Raw genomic sequence first — 18,119 nt, forward strand, 5'->3', positions numbered from 1 at the left:
ATATAAAGAAAAGAACGAAACAAGTTGTTTCGTATTTTTTTATTTGTTTTAACAAAAAAACTAATAAAGACAGTCAAACTATCCTTAGGAAAACTCCTAAGGACTTTTTTATATATTTAAAACCTGTATAATAAAGAGCAGAGAACATTGTGAGTAAAGTAGGTGAAGTCTGTGAGTAAATATGAAGTAACAACAAAATCTTCCGAAGAAACCCAGCGATTATCAGAAAAATTAGGGGGACTTGTAAAGGCACAAGATGTAATTATTTTAGAAGGTGATCTTGGAGCTGGCAAGACGACTTTTACAAAAGGACTAGCAAAAGGTCTTGGAGTGAAAAGAGTCGTAAATAGTCCTACCTTCAATATTATTAAAGAATATAAAGGAAGATTACCGCTATATCATATGGATGTGTATCGTTTAGCGGAAAGTGAAGAAGATTTAGGATTTGATGAGTATTTCTATGGTGAAGGGATTACAGTAGTAGAATGGGCTCATTTAATAGAAGCATATTTACCGAATGAGAAGTTGCAAATTAGTTTATTCCATGCTGGAGATGATACAAGAAAAATTGTACTCGAGCCAATTGGAGATCGCTATATTAGATTATGTGAGGAGCTATTACAAGATGAAAGTACTAGCAATTGATACTTCAAATTACGTAATGGGTGTATCCCTTATTGAGGAAGGGAACGTGATTGGGGAAATCATTACAAATTTAACAAAAAACCATTCTGTACGTCTTATGCCAGCTGTAGAGAAACTGTTAAAAGAATGCGGTGTAAAACCGAAAGAATTGACTAAAATTGTTGTAGCAGCTGGACCCGGATCATATACAGGTGTTCGTATAGGTGTGACAGCTGCAAAAACATTAGCTTGGTCACTTCAAATACCAATTGTAGGTGTATCAAGTTTAGAAGTGGTGGCTGCAAATGGTACTAATTTTAATGGAATAATTTGTCCTTTATTTGATGGCCGACGTGGTCAAATTTACACGGGGTTATATACATATGAAGGAGAGCGTATAACTTCAATAGAAGAAGACCGAATTATTCTTATTGTTGACTGGTTGCAAATGTTAAAAGATAAAGAACAGCCTGTTTTATTTATTGGTAACGATGTTAAATTGCATAAAGAAACAATTGTAGAATATTTAGGTGATCAAGCTGTATTTGCTCCGTTCACTAAGAATAACCCAAGACCAAGTGAATTAGCATTTTTAGGATTACAAAAAGAAGAACAAGACGTGCATACGTTTGTTCCTAGCTATCTTCGTTTAGCTGAAGCTGAAACAAAATGGTTAGAAAGTCAAAAACAATAGGGGCCTACAGAAGATGGATATGATATTTAGAAAGATGGCACTTGATGATATTGCTCAAATTGTAGCTATTGAAGAAGCATCTTTTTCAACCCCTTGGACTGCAGATGCCTTTCACCGTGAATTAGAGATGAATGAACATGCACATTATGTCGTGCTAGAAAAAGATGGTCTCGTAATTGGATATTGTGGATTGTGGATAATTATTGATGAATCACATGTAACAAATATAGCTATCCTACCAGAATACAGAGGTCAAAAGCTAGGGGATGCCTTATTGAAAGAAGTCATTTCCGAAGCGAAAGGGTTAGGAGTAAAAACAATGACACTTGAAGTACGCGTGTCAAATGAAGTAGCAAAGCAGTTATACAGAAAATACGGATTTCAAAATGGTGGGATTCGTAAACGATACTATGCAGACAATCAGGAAGATGGTCTTGTAATGTGGGTGAATATATAATGGAAAAAAACACAATTATACTTGGTATTGAAACAAGCTGTGATGAAACAGCTGTAGCAGTTGTTAAAAATGGAACGGAAATCATTGCGAATGTCGTTGCATCGCAAATTGAAAGTCATAAGCGTTTTGGCGGAGTTGTACCAGAGATTGCATCCCGTCATCATGTAGAAGAAATCACAGTTGTGTTAGAAGAAGCTTTAAAAGAAGCGAATATCACTTTTGATGATATTGATGCAATTGCTGTAACAGAAGGCCCAGGTTTAGTCGGAGCACTTTTAATAGGTGTAAATGCAGCGAAAGCTGTGGCTTTTGCTCATGATATCCCTCTAGTTGGTGTTCATCATATTGCTGGTCATATTTATGCGAACCGTTTAGTAAAAGAAGTACAATTCCCGTTACTATCGCTTGTTGTATCCGGTGGACATACGGAGCTTGTTTATATGAAAGAACATGGTTCATTTGAAGTGATTGGTGAAACGCGAGATGATGCGGCAGGAGAAGCTTACGATAAAGTAGCTCGTACATTATCAATGCCTTATCCAGGTGGTCCTCATATTGATCGCCTTGCGCATGAAGGAAAACCAACAATTGATTTGCCTCGTGCGTGGCTAGAACCTGATTCGTATGATTTCAGCTTTAGTGGATTGAAATCAGCAGTTATCAACACTGTGCATAACGCAAAACAGCGCGGTATAGAAATTGCACCAGAAGATTTAGCAGCAAGTTTCCAAGAAAGTGTAATAGATGTACTTGTAACGAAAGCGTCCCGTGCAGCAGATGCTTATAATGTAAAACAAGTGCTTCTTGCTGGTGGAGTAGCTGCTAATAAAGGGCTTCGTGCACGTTTAGCAGCAGAATTTGCACAAAAAGAAAATATAGAGCTAATTATTCCTCCTCTATCTTTATGCACAGATAATGCAGCGATGATTGCGGCTGCAGGTACAATTGCATACGAACAAGGAAAACGCGCTACATTAGCTTTAAATGCAAATCCAGGATTAGATATTGAAGCATAGTTATACACAAAATTAACCACAGATTGTGGATAAAACCCGTATTATCTGTTGATAATACGGGTTTTTTTGTGTACATAAAATGTGTATAACTTTTTGTGTGACTGTGGATAATGTGGAAAAGTTATTTGGGAGTTTATATTATAAAGGTGGATATGTGCATAACCTTGTGGATAACATAGGGGAAGTCTGACCTTTGTAGAAATTCTTTTTTGGGAAATAAAAAACAAGGAGATGTCCAAAAAACATTTTGAAACATCCTCCACTTGTTATATAAGGTGCTACTATTGTCAATCCGGTAAATCGATATTTCTTGTCGAATCGTTTATATAATTTCATTTACTATGGTATTGATTCCAAAAGAGAAAATAAAAAGGAGGTCATCTCGTCAAAAAGACCGACTTATGAGACATCCCCCTCTTTTAAATTCTCTTATATATGCAGTTCTTCCCATTCTGCCATACAAGCTTCAAGCTGTTCTTGCAGTGTTTGTTTTTTAGTTGTAATTTCACTAGCCTTTTCATAATCTGCATATATTTCTGGTAAGCAAAGCTGATCTTCTAACGTAGCAATTTCTTCTTCTAAGCCTACGATATTTTGTTCCAGTTCTTCAATTTTTCGAGTACGTTGACGCTCTAACTGTTTACGTTCTTTTTCTTCGAGATAATTTAATTTTTCTTGTGCCACCACTTTTTGAACAGGTACTTCATCTTCTTGCTCTAGTTCCGCACGTTCAATCATTTCATTTTTCTTTTCAACGTAATAATCGTAATCACCTAAATATTCTTGTGCACCTTCTGTTGATAACTCAACAACGGTTGTCGTTACGCGATTAATAAAGTAGCGGTCATGAGAGACGAATAGAAGAGTACCTGGGTAATCAATTAAAGCATTCTCCAAAATCTCTTTACTATTTAAATCAAGATGGTTTGTTGGTTCATCGAGAATTAATAAATTGGATTTTTGCATCATAAGTTTTGCAAGAGCTAGTCGAGCCTTTTGTCCACCACTAAGAGAAGATACTGGTTTGAGTACATCATCCCCTGTGAATAAAAAGTTGCCTAGTATAGTGCGAATTTCTTTTTCAGGTTGCAGGGGATATTCATCCCATAGTTCATTTAAAACTCGCTTCGAAGATGTTAAGTTGGCTTGTTCTTGATCATAATAACCAACAGATACATTTGACCCGAAAGCAACGTTTCCATGTAATAGCTGTAACTTATTCACAATGGATTTTAATAATGTAGATTTTCCAATTCCGTTTGGCCCAACTAAGGCAACACTGTCACCGCGAGTTAAGCGCATATTTACATGTTCAATAATCGGTTCCTGATAATAGCCAATAGTTGCATCTTTAACTTGTAAAACATCATTTCCACTTTGTTTTTCAATATCGAAGTGGAAGGAAGCTGATTTAGAATCGCCTAATGGTCTAGCTAATACTTCCATTCTGTCTAATTGTTTACGGCGACTTTGAGCACGTTTTGTCGTAGATGCACGAGCTATATTTTTTTGCACAAAGTCTTCCAGTTTAGAAATTTCATCTTGTTGTTTTTCATAACGCTTCATCTCTTGCTCGTATAGAGCTGATTTTGAGTCTAAATATTTACTGTAGTTACCAACAAATCGTCGGCTTTCCTTATTAGAAATTTCGTATACTTGTGTAACGAGTTTATCTAAGAAATAACGGTCATGGGAAACGATTAAAATCGCGCCGGGATAGCCTTGTAAATATTGTTCAAGCCATGTTAGTGTCTCAATGTCCAAATGGTTTGTAGGTTCGTCTAAAATAAGTAAGTCTGGTCTAGTTAATAATAATTTCCCAAGAGCTAATCGAGTCTTTTGTCCACCACTTAATGTGGAAATTGTCGTCTGATGCGTTTCAACTGGGAAGCCAAGACCGCTTAAAATCGAGCGTATATCCGCTTCGTACTGATAGCCGCCTTGATCTTTATAATCTAATTGTAATTGGTCATAATCAGCTAATAATTTCTCATATATAGCCGCATTTGAAAAGTTTTCTTCTTTTCCCATCTCTTGCTCTAGCTTTCGAAGTTTTGTCTCCATCTGCTGTAGATGTGTAAAGACGGTTAACATTTCATCCCAAATTGTTAAAGACGTTTCTAATCCGGTATTTTGAGCTAAATACCCCATTGAGACATCTTTCGGTTTTATAATTTCACCACCATCATGAGATAACTCGCCAGCTATTATTTTTAATAATGTAGATTTTCCGGCTCCATTTCGTCCGACTAATGCGATACGATCTTTTGTTTGTACTTCCAATTTTATGTTTGCAAGAATCGTTTCTGCACCGTATAATTTCGAAAGTCCATTCACTTGTAATAATATCAATGTTTTCACCTCAAATAATTTCTTAACTTTGCCATGTTTATATTTCTCAATCATACTAAAAATAGTGTATAGTTTAAAATAAAGAGAGAATACTTCTTCTCTTTATTATACAAGGAAATTCATGAGTGCTAAACTTTTGTATTTGATTCAAGTATATGAATAAAGATAGGAAGAGAGGAGAGGTTATATGGATCAGCAAAAAATTCCACAGGCCACTGCCAAACGATTGCCTCTATACTATCGATTTATCCAAAACTTATCTCTTTCTGGTAAGCAACGTGTTTCATCAGCCGAATTGAGTGAAGCGGTAAAGGTTGATTCCGCAACTATTCGAAGAGATTTTTCATATTTTGGAGCGTTAGGGAAAAAAGGATATGGATATAACGTAAATTATTTATTATCATTTTTCCGTGAAACACTCGACCAAGATGATATAACACGCGTGGCACTTATTGGAGTAGGTAATTTAGGGACCGCTTTCTTACATTATAATTTCACGAAAAACAATAATACAAAAATTGAAATGGCGTTTGATGTTAGTGAAGAGAAAGTTGGAACAGAAATCGGAGGAATTCCTGTATATCATTTGGATGAATTAGAAGAACGTTTATCAACTGATATACAAGTGGCAATATTAACGGTACCCGCTACAGTAGCGCAATCTGTGGCAGATAGATTGGCAGAAACGAACGTGCATGGTATTTTAAATTTCACACCAGCACGCTTAAATGTGTCAGAGAACATAAGAATTCATCACATTGATTTAGCTGTAGAGTTACAAACGCTTGTTTACTTTTTGAAGAATTATCCACAATAAAACGCAGAGGAGATGACCTCTGCGTTTTATTATTGTTTTTTCTTTGTGAATTTAACTAAGATAAGGCGAAGTGCCAAATTAAAATCAATTGTTGCCATAACTGCAAATAGTATTGTCCACATATTCCAGATTGTATCTGTTACGTTCGTAATGGCGAAGCGTGTAAAGATACATCCAAGAAGAAAGTACAATGCAGCCATGAACAATGGTGAGTTTCTCATACTAAAAATCCTCCGATAAAGCCTTGCATTTTTTCAGCTTCTTTAATCATTTCTTGAATTTGCTCATTACTTACTACAACTTGAGCAACTGCAACTAATGTATTCATAGCAACATGAGCTGCAATAGGAACTATAATTCGTTTCGTTTTTACGTATAAAAAGGCGAATACGAGCCCCATAGAAGTGTATACCAATAAGTGAGTAAAATCAAAATGAATCGCCGCGAATACAAGTGAACTAATGATAGCGGCAATAAAGAAGTTAAACTTCTTATAAAGTGTACCGAATAAAATTTTTCTAAATACGATTTCTTCCAAAATAGGTCCTATTATAGATATGACAATAAGGAACCAAGGTGTCGTTCTTGCGATGTCCATAAGTCTTGCTGTATTTTCAGATCCCGGTGTAATCCCTAATAAACGCATTTCGATCATACCGGCAATGCTTTGTGAGAACAGCGCTAAGAAGAAACCAATAAAAATCCACCCAATTGTAGCTGGAACAGTAGAGCGCATTTTATCTAAATGCCTGTCACGAATGTCTGTTCTGAGTAACCAAAGTACAACGCATAATGCAATGAAAAAGCTAATGATAGCCCAATGACCAGTTATGAGCTGAAGTTTTTCCTCTCTAGTAAATCCCCTATTATCGTATAGTCCAGTTTTCAGGAGAAGCGGTAACCCGGCAATGCCTGATAACTGCATTAAAATGTATGTAACGATAATCCACCAATATTGTTTTTTCAAATGGTTTAACCATCCTTTCTAACGCTAGTGTATGAGATAAGGTAGGATAACATGTAAATATGCTACCTACGATATAAACTTTCATTTGAATTATGTTTTTTTTGTAAATTAGCATTTGAAAATAAAATAGGAGACAGGAAAAAGTTGTACGTTTAGCGAAAACAACTTAGGGTGTCTTTCACATTGTAACATACAAGAAGTGGGAACAACGATTCATATAGTAAAGGTAGTAGAAGAAGTAATCCTATCTAGGAAAGTGCATAAAGTAATTTGCGAAAAAATTATGATTTTTTTACTTGCAAAAGAAATTGAGATTATTTATTATTAGAAGTGTGTTAGCACTCGTGTGACTTGAGTGCTAATAAATAAAATTTACATAACAAAATGAGGAGGTTATTGTTCATGCTAAAGCCATTAGGTGATCGCGTTGTAATTGAACTTGTTCAAGCAGAAGAAAAAACAGCAAGTGGTATTGTATTACCAGAAACTGCAAAAGAAAAACCACAAGAGGGTAAAGTTATTGCAGTAGGTACAGGCCGAGTGCTTGAAAATGGTGAGCGTGTTGCTTTAGAGGTAGCAGCAGGTGATCTTATCATCTTCTCAAAATATGCAGGTACTGAAGTGAAATACGAAGGTACAGACTACTTGATTTTACGTGAAAGTGACATTTTAGCAATTATCGGTTAATTATATACATTTTAAAAATCCAAGGGGGTCAATTATTATGGCAAAAGATATTAAATTTAGTGAAGAAGCACGTCGTTCGATGCTTCGCGGTGTCGACACTCTTGCAAACGCAGTAAAAGTAACGCTTGGACCAAAAGGTCGTAACGTTGTACTTGAGAAAAAATTCGGTTCACCACTTATTACAAATGACGGTGTAACAATCGCAAAAGAAATCGAATTAGAAGATGCATTCGAAAACATGGGTGCGAAATTAGTGGCAGAAGTTGCTAGCAAAACAAACGATGTAGCTGGTGACGGAACGACAACTGCAACTGTATTAGCGCAAGCTATGATTCGTGAAGGTCTTAAAAACGTAACAGCTGGTGCAAACCCAATGGGTCTTCGTAAAGGTATCGAAAAAGCTGTTACTGCTGCAATTGAAGAATTAAAAGCGATTTCTAAACCAATCGAAGGTAAATCTTCTATCGCACAAGTAGCTGCTATTTCTTCAGCTGACGAAGAAGTAGGTCAATTAATCGCTGAAGCAATGGAGCGCGTTGGTAACGACGGCGTTATTACTTTAGAAGAATCTAAAGGATTCACAACAGAATTAGACGTAGTAGAAGGTATGCAATTTGATCGTGGATATGCATCTCCTTACATGATTACTGATTCTGATAAAATGGAAGCAGTTCTTGATAACCCATACATTTTAATTACTGATAAAAAGATTTCTAACATCCAAGAAATCTTACCAGTATTAGAGCAAGTGGTACAACAAGGTAAACCACTTCTTATCATTGCTGAAGATGTAGAAGGCGAAGCGTTAGCTACATTAGTAGTGAACAAACTTCGTGGTACATTCAATGTAGTAGCTGTTAAAGCTCCTGGATTTGGTGACCGTCGTAAAGCAATGCTAGAAGATATCGCAATCTTAACTGGTGGCGAAGTAATCACTGAAGAATTAGGGCGTGACTTAAAATCTGCTACAGTTGCATCTTTAGGACGCGCTGGTAAAATTGTTGTAACGAAAGAAAACACAACTGTAGTTGAAGGTATTGGAAACACAGAACAAATCGAAGCTCGCATCGGTCAAATCCGTGCGCAATTAGAAGAAACAACTTCTGAATTCGATCGTGAAAAATTACAAGAGCGTCTTGCGAAACTTGCGGGCGGCGTAGCAGTAATTAAAGTAGGTGCAGCAACTGAAACTGAGTTAAAAGAGCGCAAACTTCGCATTGAAGATGCACTTAACTCAACTCGTGCAGCAGTAGAAGAAGGTATCGTTGCAGGTGGTGGTACTTCACTTATGAACGTATACACAAAAGTAGCTTCTATCGTAGCTGAAGGCGACGAAGCAACAGGTATCAACATCGTACTTCGTGCACTAGAAGAGCCAGTTCGTCAAATCGCAATCAACGCTGGTCTAGAAGGATCTGTAGTTGTAGAGCGTCTAAAAGGCGAAAAAGTAGGCGTTGGTTTCAACGCAGCTACTGGCGAATGGGTTAACATGCTTGAGTCTGGTATCGTAGATCCAGCTAAAGTAACGCGTTCTGCACTTCAAAACGCAGCATCTGTTGCAGCTATGTTCTTAACGACTGAAGCTGTAGTTGCTGACAAGCCAGAACCAGCTGGTTCTGCTGGAATGCCTGACATGGGCGGCATGGGCATGGGCGGTATGGGCGGAATGATGTAATTCCGTTTGCTCTGTGAAGCTGTGCAATGTATAAATAGTTAATTAGAAGAAGACTACTCCCTTGATGAGGGGAGGTAGTCTTTTTTTGTTCTTAAAATTTGTATATCATATATTTCTGGAATATTGTAAATTTAGCGATGTAACAAGGTTAACTAATTAAAAGGCTAAGATGTTTTGTAGAAATTAAAAAACAAAAAATCATTTTTATAGTTTTGTTAGAAGTAGGGTTGGAAAAAACAAAGACATTTATTAATTAAGGAGAAAACATGATATTTGAATCTGAAAGGGAATTGCTGCAATTTACTGAAGGTATAGAGGGGAAAACTTTTGGTGAAATGGATAAGTTAAATTTGTTAGATGAAAGAAATTCTGGGCAAAGAGTTCTTTTGGGGAAAGTAGTGGAGACAGGATTTTATGGATACAGTCTTAATGATGAAACAAACCTTAAATCTATAGGGGTTGAATTGAAAGTCATACCTTTTTATAGAAGAAAGGACGGTGAGGTTGTAGCTAAAGAACATGTAGAAATGAGTTATATAGATTACCTTGATATTATTAATGAGGAATTTGAATCTAGCCGACTTTTACGTGAAAACGGGAAGATATTATTTATTTGGTATGAATATCTGAGTGGTAAAGAACTTGCCGAAATGGAAGTTAAGCATTTTCAGCTGTATGATATGTTACAAGATGAGATGGGTGCAGCTATTATTAAACAGGATTTTGAGATAATAAAGAGTAAAGTTAAAAATGGAGAGGTGCATTTATTATCAGAAGGCGATACTTCTTATCTTGGGGCATCTGCTGTTGGTAAATCAAGTAATAAAACGTTTAGGAAGCAGCCTTATTCAGATGTAAGAGTTAACGTAAGGGTATTTTCTTTAAAAAGAAACTATATGACAATTTTATTAAGGCGTATAAGTAGTGAAATCTCCTTTGAACAGCAGCTGAATCCGAATGGTGAGGGTGGAATAAGTGATCAGGTTACGACTAGAGACTTATTAGGGCGTAATTTTCTAGTTAAGGAGCTTGGTGATTTTTATATTGAATATAGCGAGACGAATAATTCTCCATTTTATTTTGGCATACTTGCACGATGGGGAATGGGGAAAAGCTCAGTTGTTCAGATGTTAATAGAATACATAAGTAAACAAAAATCTGAGAAGAATGAGTACATAATATGTAAGATGGACTGTTCGTTATTTGATAAAAAAGAGAAGTTATGGATTACAATATTGAATCAACTCCTAGAGGAACTTTCGGAAAATAAAAGGATTTTTAGTTTTAAATTCCTTTCTTTTAAAAGAAAATTTCAATTTTATAATATATTGAATTGGTTCAAAGGTAGATGGTGGTTATTTGCTTGGTATGGAATTTTATTCGGTATTATAATGTATATTACTTCGTCTTGGCCAAGTAAATTGATTCCTAAAGATTATAAAGAAACGGCAGCGCTGATAACAGTAATGACTCTATGTATTACTGTATTTAAGACTGGAACATCACTATTTAAACAAAATGTTTTATTGAGTGATAATAGAAGTGAAGACAGTAGTTTTATTCAGAGTGCCAAAGAGTATAAACAGTTAATAAATCTAATGAATAAAGTTAAGAAAGAAAAGAATGTAAAGGTGTTATTAGTACTAGACGAATTGGACCGTATACATAGAGAGTTGTTACCAGATGTTATAGAATTTATCCAGTTGTTTAAAGGGATTAATGAGAAGCGATCTAATAAAGAGGGAGATCAAATAAAAGATAATGAATCGATTATATCTTTTGCTTTTTCATTTAATCATGACTTTTTATTTCCTATAATCGGTAAAAATGTTTCTTTAGATGATCGACAATTATTGATAAATAGCTATCATAGTTATATTGAAGGGGAAGGAAAAGATTCTTATATAAATTATTATAAATTGGGTAAGGAATATATGGACAAATACTTAGATTTGACTCTGTATCTTGAAGAAAATGTTGATTATACTGAATTAATAGACACGCTATTTAAGGGAATTGATGAACATGAAAAAAGTCCATCGAACGGTCTATTGTCAGCACATATTAATAAACAAGATGGAATGGATGAATCTACTAGTAGATTGAATCGGGATAAAAACGAAGAAATGGAAGAAGAGTATCAACATTTACCTTTAAATAAAACAAAACAATATACTCCCTCTTTTACGAAAGCGGAAAAAGAGATTGTTAAAGAAATTATTAATAGACACGCACCTGAGGTAGAACCAAGAAAGGTTATACGGCTTAATAACGCTCTAATTTTATTAAAGAAACTAAATAATAAAATAGATACAGATAGTATTGAATACCAGGAAGAGTTAAAGGGATTTATTATGGATTTTCTTGAGGTTAATCACTTGGAGGACTCAACTATGAGCAATTCAAAAAAATTAAAGGGAAATTCAGGGGAGAAAAAAGAAGATTTGTATCAAGCAAACCTATATCTTCAGTTTACAGAGTATTTTATTCATAATAAAGATTAGAAAGGGTATAAAGAATTTGACTGGGAATTTAAAATCAAAAAAAGGTTAAGTGATAGTAGTAAACTATAGAAGATATATTGAATATAACTTCACTCCTCAATAATCCATATAGCATTAATTTTATATGAAGAAGTGTTATTAATACCTTTTGTTGTAGATATTAATTTTTTTTGTGAAATAAAAAATAATTTCTGTAGAATTTTGTCGCTTTCTCTCTTGACCATACTGATACTTCATTGTTAGAATCTAGGAAGATAATATAAAACGATCCTTCATATATCCTCAATGATATGGTTTGAGAGTCTCTACCGGGTTACCGTAAACAACCTGACTATGAAGGCAGTGTGTCTTATATTTATAAAGAGCGGAAGACTATCTTTCTTTATAAAGCCAGACCCCTGCCTTTTCTTTGTTATGAGACTAGAGGCGGAGGACTGGCTTTTTTTATTATATTGGTAATTCTTTTTGCTAAATTGGTGAAAATATTTATATACGAGAACTAACGTTGGGGTGATTATTTTGAAGAAGCAGCATGATACAATTATCGTTTTAGATTTTGGGAGTCAGTACAATCAGTTAATAGCACGTCGAATTCGTGAGTTCGGTGTATACAGTGAACTTCATCCGCATACAATTACTGCAGAAGAAATTAAAGCAATGAATCCAAAAGGGATTATTTTCTCTGGTGGACCAAATAGCGTATACGGTGAAGGTGCATTACATTGTGATGAAAAAATCTTTGAACTAGGATTACCGATTTTCGGTATTTGTTACGGTATGCAGCTTATGACGCAACACTTCGGTGGTAAAGTAGAACGTGCCAACCACCGTGAGTACGGAAAAGCTGTTCTTAAAGTAGAGAACGAATCAAAATTATATGCGAACCTTCCAGAAGAGCAAGTTGTATGGATGAGCCATGGTGACTTAGTAACTGGTTTACCTGAAGGATTCGTAGTAGATGCAACAAGTGAGTCTTGTCCAATTGCTGGTATGAGCAATGAAGCGGAAAACTTATACGGTGTACAATTCCACCCAGAAGTACGTCACTCTGAGCACGGTAACGATTTAATTAAAAACTTCGTATTCGGCGTATGTGGTTGTTCTGAAGGATGGAACATGGAGAACTTTATCGAAGTAGAATTAGAAAAGATCCGTGAAACTGTTGGAGACAAAAAAGTACTATGCGCACTTAGCGGCGGTGTAGACTCTTCTGTTGTAGCAGTATTAATTCATAAGGCGATTGGTGACCAATTAACATGTATTTTCGTGGACCACGGTTTACTTCGTAAAGATGAAGCAGAAGGTGTTATGAAAACATTTAGCGAAGGCTTCCATATGAACGTTATTAAAGTGGATGCGAAAGAACGCTTCATGAACAAGTTAAAAGGTGTAGAAGATCCAGAACAAAAGCGTAAAATCATCGGTAATGAATTCATTTACGTATTTGATGATGAAGCTTCTAGATTAAAAGGAATGGACTTCCTAGCGCAAGGTACACTTTACACGGACATCGTTGAAAGTGGTACAGCAACTGCACAAACAATTAAATCTCACCATAACGTTGGTGGACTTCCAGAAGACATGCAGTTCAAATTAATTGAGCCTTTAAACACTTTATTTAAAGATGAAGTACGTGTATTAGGATCAGAATTAGGAATTCCTGATGAAATCGTATGGCGTCAACCGTTCCCAGGTCCAGGACTTGGTATTCGTGTATTAGGTGAAATTACAGAAGAGAAATTAGAAATCGTTCGTGAATCAGATGCGATTTTACGTGAAGAAATTATAAAAGCAGGATTAGACCGCGAAGTTTGGCAATACTTCACTGCGCTTCCTGGTATGCGTAGCGTAGGTGTTATGGGTGACGAGCGTACTTACGATTACACAGTAGGTATCCGTGCAGTAACATCTATCGATGGTATGACAGCTGACTGGGCACGTATCCCTTGGGACGTATTAGAGAAAATCTCTGTACGTATCGTAAACGAAGTAAAACACGTTAACCGTATCGTGTATGATATAACGAGTAAGCCACCAGCAACTATTGAGTGGGAATAGTATTATAATGAAAGATCCATCTATCATTTTATGTATAGATGGATCTTTTTGTTTTTAAGTGATTACACGAACGAAAATATAAAACTTTGTAAAAATGTTCGTTTTTAAATTGACACACACCCTATTGTGAGTTAATATGAGTATGTAATTCAAACAAAAAGTGAATATTATGCCGTCGTATAATATCGGGGATATGGCCCGAAAGTTTCTACCTAGCTACCGTAAATGGCTTGACTACGAGGCGTTTTGATAAAGATGAGGGGAAACTTGTCTTTGTTTATAGAACGCTTCCATGTATATGCAATGGGAGCCTTTTTTATTTTCATAAATAAAAGAGGGCTAGGGAGAAGTACGGCGAGTAATCATATAACGGGGGAAACGTAGGATGAAACGCTATTTTCAGTTTGATGAGCTCGGTACGAATTATAAGACTGAGTTCATAGCAGGGTTAACGACATTTCTATCTATGGCTTACGTACTATTTGTCAATCCTGCTACGCTGTCGCTTGGAAATGTTAAAGGATTACCAGCAGGTACAGGGATGGATCCAGGTGCAGTATTCGTTGCTACAGCATTAGCAGCGGCGATTGGTTCGTTAATCATGGGGATATTTGCGAAGTATCCGATTGCTTTAGCGCCAGGTATGGGAATAAACGCGTTCTTTGCTTATACAGCGGTGTTAACGATGGGAATTCCGTGGCAAACGGCAATTGCTGGAACATTAATGTCAGGTATTATCTTTATTATTCTTACTGCTTCAGGTATTCGTGAAAAAATCATTAATGCAATTCCAGTAGAGTTAAAGTTTGCAGTAGCGGCGGGTATCGGATTATTCATTGCCTTCCTTGGATTCCAAAATGCCGGAATTATCGTAAAGAATGATGCTGTCCTTGTTGGATTGGGGGATTTAACGAAGGGTACAACGTTGCTGGCGATTTTTGGAGTTGTTATTACAATCATCTTCATGATTAGGAAAATAAATGGTGCTGTTTTCTACGGTATGATTCTTACGGCAATCTTAGGAGTAGCAACAGGATTAATTGATACTCCGAAAGCTGTAGTGGGAGCAATACCGAGTCTAGAACCAACGTTCGGTGTGGCGTTAACTCACTTTGGAGATATTTTCACTGTTGAAATGGCGATTGTTATTATCACGTTCTTCTTTATCGATTTCTTTGATACAGCAGGTACGCTTGTAGCGGTTGCGAATCAAGCGGGATTAATGAAGAACAATAAATTACCACGTGCAGGAAAAGCATTATTTGCAGATGCGGTTGCAACTGTAATTGGTGCAATTCTAGGTACATCTACTACAACGTCTTACATTGAATCGTCTGCAGGGGTAGCAGCAGGAGGACGTTCTGGATTTACAGCAGTTGTAACAGCAGGATTCTTCTTACTGGCACTTTTCTTCTCGCCACTATTAAGTGTTGTGACACCAGCTGTAACGGCACCAGCTTTAATTATTGTAGGAATCTTGATGGTTTCGTCTTTAGGAGAAATTGATTGGAAGAAATTCGAGATTGCAGTACCAGCGTTCTTTACAATCATCTCTATGCCACTTACGTATAGTATCGCAACAGGAATCGCGATTGGATTTATCTTCTATCCAATTACAATGGTTGTGAGTGGTCGTCGTAAAGAGATTCATCCAATTATGTATGTTATGGGAGTTTTATTCGTACTATATTTCATCTACGTTCGTAAATAAAAGGGGTTTTTTGAAAGGTCTAGACTTAAGGGGAGTCTAGACCTTTTTTGCGTCTTCAGAAAATCTTAAGGATTTCCGAGCGTTTTTCTTCAGAAGTTTTCTTATAATAGAAGTTAGGGATTAAAAAACTGATGGGGGAGATAGTATGGCCGGGGAAACGATACTTGTTGTAGATGATGAAAAAGAAATTAGGAACCTTATTACAATTTATTTAAAGAACGAAGGATATAAAGTACTGCAAGCAGGGGACGGAGAAGAAGGGTTACGTATATTAGAAGAAAATGAAGTGCACTTAGTCGTATTAGATATTATGATGCCGAAAGTAGATGGTATTCATATGTGTATGAAAGTAAGGGAAGCGAAGGAAATGCCGATTATTATGCTTTCGGCAAAAACGCAAGATATGGATAAAATTTTAGGATTAACAACAGGTGCAGATGATTACGTAACAAAACCGTTTAATCCGTTAGAGTTAATCGCAAGAATTAAATCGCAGCTACGTCGTTATATGAAAATGAATGGTTTTGCTATTCAAAATGAGGACGAGTTAGAAATTGGGAATATGGCAATAAACATTTCAACTCATAAAGTCATTGTAGAGGGAGAAGAAGTGAAGTTAACTCCAAGGGAATTTTCAATTTTAGAATTGCTAGCTCGTAATCCAGGTATGGTCTTTAGTGCTGAGCAAATTTATGAAAAAGTTTGGAACGAAAGATCTTTCCAGTCTGATAACACTGTAATGGTACATATTCGAAAAGTACGTGAAAAGATTGAGGAGAATCCAAGGAAGCCGAGATATATAAAAACAGTATGGGGAGTGGGGTATAAGATTGAAAAAGATATTTAATCCATTTACTTATGTTAGGAAAGCTAGAACATTAGTGGAGAAATTAGTGAAGAGTGTACGGCGGAGTATAAGAATTCAACTGATTACTACTTTCGCAGCTTGTGCGTTATTAGGAGTTTTATCAACGAAAGCAGCAGCACCATTTTTTGAAAATGCAAATCGTGAGGCTACTATCGATTATCGAGCTGGTATGGAGCGAATTAATCAACAAGCTCAAAGTGCTGCAAATAGCTCAGTTCATGAAAATAAATTAGAAGCCATATCAAATATGATTGAAATAGAGAACCAAAATTTAGAGCAAGGATCTAGAGCTTTAAAGATATTGGTTACTGACGAAAGCGGGAAAGTTTTATATAAAACGAAGCAGGCACAAGAAGAGCAAATAGATTTGCATAATACGATTCGTAATGCAGCATCGTTTGCGATTAATTATACAAATGGTAGAGAAGTATTTGAAAGTACAAGAAAAGAGTTTATAGCTTTTTCACCTATTACTATAGAAGGAAAGAATTTGTACATGTTTGTTAGTGGAATTCCAGAGGGAGAAGTAATGTATGACACGCAAGAAGGGCCATTCCCGTTTTTAATTGGTGTGCTCGTATTCATTTTCTCTTTCTTCTATATAACAAAGAGAAAGATGAAGCAGATCGAAGCGATGGCAGAAGGTGTGAAAGAAATAGAAAAAGGAAACTTGGCTTATCGTATTGAGAAGAAAGGTGAAGATGAGATTGCGTCTTTAACTGAGAATATTAATAATATGGCAGAAGAGCTTATGAATAATATAGAAAAGGAACGTAAATTAGAGAAGCAAAAGAATGAGCTTATTACGAATGTATCTCATGATTTGCGTACGCCGCTTACTTCTATTATGGGATACTTACGATTACTTAGAGACTCTAAATATGAAAATAAAGAGCAACATGATGAGTATACTAAAATTGCTTTTGCAAAGTCGGAGCAGTTAAAGAATTTAATAGAAGATTTATTTGAGTATACGAAGTTAACAAATGAACAAGTTGTATTAGAAAAACAAGAAGTATGTGTAAATGAGTTGCTTGATCAATTAATAGAAGAGTTAGTACCACAGGCAGAAGAGCACGGGCTTTCATTTGTTAAGAAATTTCCTGAAGAACGTGCGCATGCAATGATTGACTCGGAAAAGATGGTCCGTGTATTCGACAACTTGCTAATGAATGCGATTAAGTATAGTAAAGATGATGGAGAGATAAAAGTTTCTCTGCAAAGACAGCGCAGGGATATACAAATTGTTATTGCAAATCATAGTGAAGAGTTTACGAGAGAAGAGTTAGGGAACTTGTTTGAACGGTTTTATAAGAAAGATCAATCTAGAAGTAGAGTAACAGAAGGTTCGGGGCTCGGATTAGCTATTGCGAAAAGCATTGTTGAGTTGCAAGGTGGTAGTATTCGAGCTGAGTATGAGGATGGGATCGTTCAGTTCATCGTTTCATTACCAATTATAGAAAAATAATAAATGAATAGAATGTTATAGGATAAAAAGGCTTATTTTAAAAGGAATAAGTCTTTTTATATTTTTTTAGAAAAACATATTGACGATTAGAGTATAGAGGTGTAATATAGGACAAGTCGCCGATAGCAACAACGCAGAAAGCGACAAACGAAATAAAAAAACTTAGTTGACATTACAAATTGGAAATGTTAACATAAGGGAGTCGCAAATGAGCGACAAAC

The 18,119-nt window shown here is 35.9% G+C and carries 15 protein-coding genes and 2 riboswitches; of the genes, 12 read left to right on the forward strand and 3 right to left on the reverse strand.

The features are described from left to right. Positions 1-171 precede the first annotated feature (171 nt). From tsaE to tsaD, 4 genes are read left to right on the forward strand one after another with little or no spacing between them, the layout of a single operon-like run. On the forward strand, positions 172-645 hold the full coding sequence (gene tsaE, locus JTF23_RS26760; RefSeq protein ID WP_002159530.1) for a tRNA (adenosine(37)-N6)-threonylcarbamoyltransferase complex ATPase subunit type 1 TsaE: 474 nt from the start codon (positions 172-174) through the stop codon (positions 643-645). Then, complete coding sequence (gene tsaB / locus JTF23_RS26765; protein WP_204210223.1) at positions 626-1,318, forward strand: tRNA (adenosine(37)-N6)-threonylcarbamoyltransferase complex dimerization subunit type 1 TsaB; 693 nt, start codon at positions 626-628, stop codon at positions 1,316-1,318. The genes tsaE and tsaB overlap by 20 nt, the downstream gene beginning before the upstream one ends. Positions 1,319-1,331: 13 nt before the next feature. Next, entirely contained in the window at positions 1,332-1,775 is a 444-nt protein-coding gene (gene rimI, locus JTF23_RS26770) for a ribosomal protein S18-alanine N-acetyltransferase (RefSeq protein WP_002159529.1), read from the forward strand. Continuing rightward, complete coding sequence (tsaD, locus tag JTF23_RS26775) at positions 1,775-2,791, forward strand: tRNA (adenosine(37)-N6)-threonylcarbamoyltransferase complex transferase subunit TsaD (protein ID WP_204210225.1); 1,017 nt, start codon at positions 1,775-1,777, stop codon at positions 2,789-2,791. The genes rimI and tsaD overlap by 1 nt, the downstream gene beginning before the upstream one ends. Positions 2,792-3,220: 429 nt before the next feature. Here the strand turns inward: tsaD and JTF23_RS26780 are convergent, their stop codons facing one another. Beyond that, positions 3,221-5,143 carry an ABC-F family ATP-binding cassette domain-containing protein gene (locus tag JTF23_RS26780; RefSeq protein WP_106408342.1) on the reverse strand — a complete coding sequence of 641 codons (1,923 nt, stop codon included), beginning with the start codon at positions 5,141-5,143 and terminating at the stop codon, positions 3,221-3,223. A 187-nt stretch (positions 5,144-5,330) separates the two neighbouring features. Here JTF23_RS26780 and JTF23_RS26785 point away from each other — a divergent pair, with 187 nt between their 5' ends. Continuing rightward, positions 5,331-5,960 (forward strand): redox-sensing transcriptional repressor Rex, encoded by a 630-nt coding sequence (locus JTF23_RS26785; protein ID WP_000372704.1) that lies wholly within the window; start codon positions 5,331-5,333, stop codon positions 5,958-5,960. A gap of 29 nt (positions 5,961-5,989) precedes the next feature. On the opposite strand, the gene JTF23_RS26790 is transcribed toward JTF23_RS26785, so the two are convergent. Both JTF23_RS26790 and JTF23_RS26795 read right to left on the reverse strand, forming a co-directional pair. Beyond that, the gene (locus JTF23_RS26790; RefSeq protein ID WP_001246201.1) at positions 5,990-6,181 is read right to left on the reverse strand and encodes a YdiK family protein; all 192 of its coding nucleotides are present in this window, start codon (positions 6,179-6,181) and stop codon (positions 5,990-5,992) included. Next, positions 6,178-6,927, reverse strand: a complete 750-nt coding sequence (locus JTF23_RS26795) for a CPBP family intramembrane glutamic endopeptidase (protein ID WP_002009988.1) — start codon at positions 6,925-6,927, stop codon at positions 6,178-6,180. Before JTF23_RS26795 ends, JTF23_RS26790 begins: the two co-directional genes overlap by 4 nt. Positions 6,928-7,329: 402 nt before the next feature. Here JTF23_RS26795 and groES point away from each other — a divergent pair, with 402 nt between their 5' ends. From groES to JTF23_RS26830, 7 genes are all read left to right on the forward strand, one after another. After that, positions 7,330-7,614: a co-chaperone GroES gene (gene groES / locus JTF23_RS26800; RefSeq protein WP_002009985.1), complete on the forward strand. Its 285-nt coding sequence runs from the start codon at positions 7,330-7,332 to the stop codon at positions 7,612-7,614. Positions 7,615-7,651: 37 nt separating this feature from the next. Next, a complete protein-coding gene (gene groL, locus JTF23_RS26805) occupies positions 7,652-9,289 on the forward strand; it encodes a chaperonin GroEL (RefSeq protein WP_204210227.1) in 1,638 nt (545 codons plus the stop codon). A 266-nt stretch (positions 9,290-9,555) separates the two neighbouring features. Further along, positions 9,556-11,793: a P-loop NTPase fold protein gene (locus tag JTF23_RS26810; protein ID WP_204210229.1), complete on the forward strand. Its 2,238-nt coding sequence runs from the start codon at positions 9,556-9,558 to the stop codon at positions 11,791-11,793. 252 nt (positions 11,794-12,045) lie between these two features. Continuing rightward, positions 12,046-12,147, forward strand: a riboswitch (purine riboswitch). Between the two features lie 165 nt (positions 12,148-12,312). Continuing rightward, the gene (gene guaA / locus JTF23_RS26815; RefSeq protein ID WP_213020171.1) at positions 12,313-13,851 is read left to right on the forward strand and encodes a glutamine-hydrolyzing GMP synthase; all 1,539 of its coding nucleotides are present in this window, start codon (positions 12,313-12,315) and stop codon (positions 13,849-13,851) included. A 155-nt stretch (positions 13,852-14,006) separates the two neighbouring features. Beyond that, positions 14,007-14,108: riboswitch (purine riboswitch) on the forward strand. Between the two features lie 128 nt (positions 14,109-14,236). Further along, positions 14,237-15,562, forward strand: coding sequence for an NCS2 family permease (locus tag JTF23_RS26820; protein WP_002113447.1), 1,326 nt, complete (start codon positions 14,237-14,239; stop codon positions 15,560-15,562). Between the two features lie 145 nt (positions 15,563-15,707). Next, positions 15,708-16,409 carry a response regulator transcription factor gene (locus JTF23_RS26825; RefSeq protein WP_002113448.1) on the forward strand — a complete coding sequence of 234 codons (702 nt, stop codon included), beginning with the start codon at positions 15,708-15,710 and terminating at the stop codon, positions 16,407-16,409. Continuing rightward, on the forward strand, positions 16,393-17,898 hold the full coding sequence (locus tag JTF23_RS26830; RefSeq protein ID WP_002159515.1) for a sensor histidine kinase: 1,506 nt from the start codon (positions 16,393-16,395) through the stop codon (positions 17,896-17,898). The genes JTF23_RS26825 and JTF23_RS26830 overlap by 17 nt, the downstream gene beginning before the upstream one ends. The last annotated feature ends 221 nt before the right edge of the window (positions 17,899-18,119 follow it).

Source organism: Bacillus sp. RIT 809 (assembly GCF_016892495.1).
Classification (GTDB): domain Bacteria; phylum Bacillota; class Bacilli; order Bacillales; family Bacillaceae_G; genus Bacillus_A; species Bacillus_A cereus_U.